This window comes from uncultured Mucilaginibacter sp. (assembly GCF_903913935.1).
Lineage (GTDB): Bacteria > Bacteroidota > Bacteroidia > Sphingobacteriales > Sphingobacteriaceae > Mucilaginibacter.
The window spans coordinates 1-5,153 of the sequence record NZ_CAIWNH010000003.1; the positions used below are offsets into that span (position 1 = coordinate 1).

General features: G+C 41.9%; 6 protein-coding genes and 1 pseudogene. 3 read left to right on the forward strand and 4 right to left on the reverse strand.

Going from position 1 to position 5,153, the window contains the following annotated elements; all coding sequences use genetic code 11:
- From QZY09_RS00030 to QZY09_RS00040, 3 genes and pseudogenes are all read left to right on the forward strand, one after another.
- A pseudogene (locus QZY09_RS00030) lies at positions 1-141 on the forward strand (aspartate carbamoyltransferase); the annotation flags it as partial.
- Between the two features lie 135 nt (positions 142-276).
- Positions 277-669, forward strand: a complete 393-nt coding sequence (locus QZY09_RS00035; RefSeq protein WP_295666415.1) for a hypothetical protein — start codon at positions 277-279, stop codon at positions 667-669.
- A 36-nt stretch (positions 670-705) separates the two neighbouring features.
- Positions 706-2,124 carry a serine hydrolase gene (locus QZY09_RS00040; RefSeq protein WP_295666417.1) on the forward strand — a complete coding sequence of 473 codons (1,419 nt, stop codon included), beginning with the start codon at positions 706-708 and terminating at the stop codon, positions 2,122-2,124.
- A gap of 129 nt (positions 2,125-2,253) precedes the next feature.
- Here QZY09_RS00040 and QZY09_RS00045 read toward each other — a convergent pair whose 3' ends face one another.
- The 4 genes from QZY09_RS00045 to QZY09_RS00060 form a co-directional block, all read right to left on the reverse strand.
- On the reverse strand, positions 2,254-2,808 hold the full coding sequence (locus tag QZY09_RS00045) for a type 1 glutamine amidotransferase domain-containing protein (protein ID WP_295666420.1): 555 nt from the start codon (positions 2,806-2,808) through the stop codon (positions 2,254-2,256).
- Between the two features lie 134 nt (positions 2,809-2,942).
- Entirely contained in the window at positions 2,943-3,842 is a 900-nt protein-coding gene (locus tag QZY09_RS00050) for a LysR substrate-binding domain-containing protein (RefSeq protein WP_295666424.1), read from the reverse strand.
- A 175-nt stretch (positions 3,843-4,017) separates the two neighbouring features.
- Positions 4,018-4,824, reverse strand: a complete 807-nt coding sequence (locus QZY09_RS00055; RefSeq protein WP_295666427.1) for a hypothetical protein — start codon at positions 4,822-4,824, stop codon at positions 4,018-4,020.
- Positions 4,825-4,919: 95 nt separating this feature from the next.
- Positions 4,920-5,153, reverse strand: a 234-nt coding sequence (locus tag QZY09_RS00060; protein ID WP_295666430.1) for an Asd/ArgC dimerization domain-containing protein, incomplete at its 5' end; no start/stop codon positions are given.

Here is a 5,153-nt window from a genome sequence, read left to right on the forward strand (position 1 = left end):
CACCCCGGCCCTATTAACCGCGGCGTGGAGATCACCAGCGATGTAGCCGACAGCAAGCAATCCATCATCCTAGATCAGGTAGAAAATGGAGTGGCGATACGTATGGCGGCGCTATTTTTGCTGGCAGGGCAAAATCCATAATAAGTAAACCCGATGGGCCCTGTTTTTAAATCGTATTTAAGAAATAGCCTCAAAGGTTTCCTACTTTCGTTGATATTCCCTTTAGTGATTTTTTGGATTGTTAAAGACAAAGACATAATTTATTGGTTTGGATTTATGGATATTATTGGATTTATCCCTGGCTACTACCGCTACAAAGACCAACTGGAATACGAGAAGAAGTTAAAACGGAAAGGCTTAACCACAACGGATATCGAGAACATGAAATTTGTTAAAGACTGGGATCATATTCGAAAAAGAGGTCCGATAAGATATTCGTTGATTGACGGTGGTATATTTTTTGGATTTGCTATGTGCTTCCTCATCAGTATCATTATTGCGTTTGTAAAACATGATCTCATGGCCTATATTTCAACAGATCCATCCAACATGTTTAACTTTATAGGCTACACCTATTTATCAGGCGCTTTGGTGGGAATTATTATTTACAGGATATTATGGGCTCGCAACGAGCAAAAATTCGTGCGTCTTACAGATCCATTGCATTAATTTCAGCTTTATTCCGTTCTCTTTTGAAATCTTGTTATGAAGTCAACGCTTAGTTTCCTTTTCTTACTTATTCTTTCATCTATGGCCTCCGCTCAAAGCCGCCAGCAGCAGAAAGTGGATTCTGTTTTTCAGCAGGTAAAAACGTATTTTAACCAAAAAAATGCCGATGCTATTTACAACATGGGCGGGGACGCGTTTCAAAAAGAATTAAGCATCGATGCATTTAACGGGGTAGCTACTAACCAGCTGTTCCCTTTGGGGGAAATAAAAGAAGCAACGCTGATCAGTTTTGTAAACAACAATGTTGCCACTTACAAACTTAAGTTCGATGCGATAACGCTTCAACTGCTGATGAGCCTCGATAAAAAAGGCAAACTGGAGCTCTTCCTGTTTCAACAATACCAGGAACCGGTTGCTGATAAAACCGCGTTGGTTCCTTCAAATAATCCTTTAAAAACAAATACAGACAGGAAGGTTGATTCGGCGGCCCGTAGGTATATCCAAAAAGCTAATACCGTTGGCCTGTGTATCGGCGTAATTGATAATGGGACCATCAGTACCTATGGTTATGGCGAAACTGTAAAAGGCAATAGCAAGATACCCAATGGGGACATTTTTTTTGAACTTGGCTCCATCACCAAAACGTTTACGGCCATCCTGCTGGCCTATTACGTGAATGAAGGAAAAGCAAGCTTACGGGACCCTATCCGCAAATACCTTCCTGATTCAGTTGCCGCCAATCCGCAATTGGCATCCATAACTTTACAGGAATTATGCAACCATACTTCCGGACTCGAAAGGTTGCCGGATAACCTGATCCCGCATGCAACCGATCCTTTAAACCCTTACAAAGACTATACAAAGGAACTACTATACGACTACCTCAAAACCTGCAAAATAAAGAGCCAGCCCGGCACGCAATATGCCTATTCTAATCTCGGCTTAGGTTTGCTGGGCAGTATTTTAGAAACCATAAGTCAAAAACCTTACGAAGAAATGGTGAAGGAGATTATTTGCAAACCACTGGGAATGTACAGTACCGGGCAATTTTTAAACCCGCTGGCCATGCCGCGCTTTGTACAGGTTTATAATGCAGGCGGCATGCCAACCCCACCCTGGGATTTTGATGTACTTGCTCCCTGCGGCGCATTAAGATCAACCTTAAACGATATGTTGTTATATGCCAAAGCCAATATGCACCCGGGCAATGAAAAACTTGGAAAAGCGATAGAGTTAAGCCAGCATATTACTTTTACAAAAGACGTAAAGATCGGCCTGGCCTGGCATATCATCACCGTAAATGGGGTCGACTATATTTTTCATAACGGCGGCACCAACGGCAGCAGCAGTTTTATGGCTTTTAACACTACAAAAAACGTCGCAGTTATCGTGCTCTCAAATGCGGTGGAAAGTACTGATGGGTTGGGGACGGATGTCTTAAAGAAACTTCAATAATAATTTTGTCATTGCGATCCGCCCATTGGCGGAGGCAATCGCGAACTATACGTCACCATTATGTATCACCGCTTGCAAAGTTCGCGATTGCTTCGTCGTTCCTCCTCGCAATGACAATTAGGATAAAACCTAATACTCCTCGTGGATCCCTTCGGCAAACTCCTCTATCATTTTTTTATTAAATGCACCAAGGTCTGCAGGCCGGCGACTGGTAACCAAGCCATTATCAACTACTACTTCTTCATCAATCCATTCGGCGCCTGCGTTTTTCAGGTCGGTTTTTATAGAAGGATAGGAGGTTAATTTGCGGCCGTAGATCATATCGGTTTCAATCAGCATCTGAGGGCCGTGGCAAATAGCTGCAATGGGTTTGCCTTCTTCTAAAAATGCCGCAACAAAAGCAACAGCATCCGCGTTTTGCCTTAATTTGTCGGGGTTCAATACACCACCCGGTAAAACCAACGCATCGTAGTCATCCGGGCTTACATCGCTTACCTGGCGATCGACTTCAATTTCAATACCCCAGTTAGTTTTATCCCAGGCTTTAATTTTACCTTTTTTTGGTGATATAATATGCACCATAGCGCCTGCTGCCTCCAGGGCCGCTTTAGGGCTGGTGAGTTCTATTTGTTCAAATCCTTCTTCGGTAAGGATCGCTACTTTACGATTACTTAAAGTTGCCATGATATAAATTTATTGATTAAAAATTATAAAATTTAATCTTTATATAAAGACAAATGGATTTTGAAATGGTTTTAACAATTTTGGAGAAGGAAAGAGGGTATTTATTTTCATTCTCAAATAAATGGGGGATGGTTTCAGTCCCTGGTATGCGTTAAGGCATACTCTATGAAATTGCTCGTCAACCCATAGTCTTCGGTGCCTTTCCGGCGGATAAAAAAGAAATCGCGGGTTATTTTTAAGCCTTCGATGGGCACCTCAACCAAATCACCTTCGGCGAGTTGGCGTACAATGGACGGCCGGGGCATAAAGCCAAGGCATTGATCGGCCAAAAGGAAATTTTTTAATGCTTCGGTTCCGCCGAGTCTTATTTTTACCGAAAGGTCGGCGGGCTTAATATGCAACGCCGAAAGTGAGCGCAATAACGCATCCAAAGTACCAGAACCCCTTTCCCTCAAAGCAAGGGGTGTCTTTACAAACTGTTTCAGCGTTAACGACCTCCCTGCCAGCGGGCTTTTGGCAGAACATACCGGTATTACCTCATCGCTCATAAAGGGTTTGTAGGATACGGTCGTCAGTTTATTATCAGCTTCGATAATGCCAATATCCACTTCATGATTGAGCAGTGCATTTAAAATATATTCGGAGTTACGATTTACCAGCTGAACATCCACATTGGCATATTCCCGCTGAAAGCCTGATAATATGGAGGGCAAAATATACAACGCGATGGTGGTACTGGCCCCCAGGCGCAAATGCCCGGCAGCATGCGAAAGGCTGCTCAAAACAGAGAGGTCATACTCGGCTTTGCGTTCAATTTCGGTAGCCTGCAGCAGGTACTCGTTTAACTTTTTACCTGCTTCGGTTAATAGGATGCTATTTCCCTTTCGCTCAAATAAAGGCACTTTATACTGGTCTTCCAACGCTTTGATGTGTTTACTTACAGCAGGCTGCGTTACAAAAAGCGTCTGCGCCGCTTTACTGAAACTCAAATTAGCAGCAACCTGCATAAAAACACGGTGAGAAAAAGAGATCATAGAGTTATACTGTTTTCAAAGATAAGGAAAACAGTATAATTTAAAGTTATAATGAAGGTTTTGATTTTGTAGAAACGCAATATATTGCGTCTCCCGCTTGCAAATCACCTCAGACTGGCGCCTTATACTGGCATGTCGCTCAGAGACGCAAAATATTGAGTCACCTTATTTGAATTCAGTTTTTTACCCGCTCAAAATACTGCCCATTAAATTTATAAATGATCCTTGCCTTGGTAACTTTCCCATGTGCGACGACTACGGGCAGAGAGATTGTTTTTAAGGTGTCATTATAAAGAAGTTTTGCGTCCTTTATGTGGCCCGGTACGGAGAATATATTAAAATTGTAAAAAAGATTACTGGACAATCCATCGGCAGTTTTAATAATGTTTACCTTATCTGATAATATCCCGTTTTCAATCGAGAAAACCTGAATACCCAAAGCCATGTCCTTCGTCGAAAATCTACCGAAATAAATAGCGAGGTAATAAGTTCTGCCATTTGCTTTTAACGTATAAATATTTGAATAATGATAATAATAACCGCCGCTACCCGACGTGGTATCGGCCTTTACAATAGCTTTCACGCCCGGACCAGCCTTATACTGGATAACGCTCTCGTAAAACCGCATCGTACCACCTAAACTATTATCCCAGGAATATATCCTTAACAACCCATCATTTGAAGTTATAATTGATAAGCCTGTACTATCCAAATCCTTAAATTTAGCATTTAAGGTAAATGGATATTTTGAAGTATAGTAAGTCAATTTTTCTCTGAATATTTTGTTTGCATTCCCTACCGAATCATACGCATAGGCGGCAGTATCAGCACTTCCGCTATGGCTAAAACGATAGGCATTCCAATAGGCTATTTTTTTAAAAGACTTTGCAATATCTTCTTCAATAGCATTTGGGCTCTGGGCATGTAAATGATCCCATGCAAAAAAGGAGCAAAAAAAAGCAAATAGGTAAACAGCTCTCATTCGAAAGATTATTTACATAACAATAGGGATAATCTCCCGATCATCCCTATTGTTTCTAATATCCCCACCAGAAACTAATCTCTAGTCTCTAATCACTAAGCTTCTACAGCCTGCCCTATCAAATGATTGGCATATAAATACTCCGCGATCTGCACGGCATTGGTAGCAGCACCTTTACGCAGGTTATCTGACACTATCCAGCAGTTTAAAGTATTCGCCTGGCTTTCATCGCGGCGGATACGGCCTACAAAAGTGTCGTCTTTATCGTGTGCCAGTATCGGCATCGGGTACTTCAGATTCTTTACATCGTCGTAAACAATTACACCGGG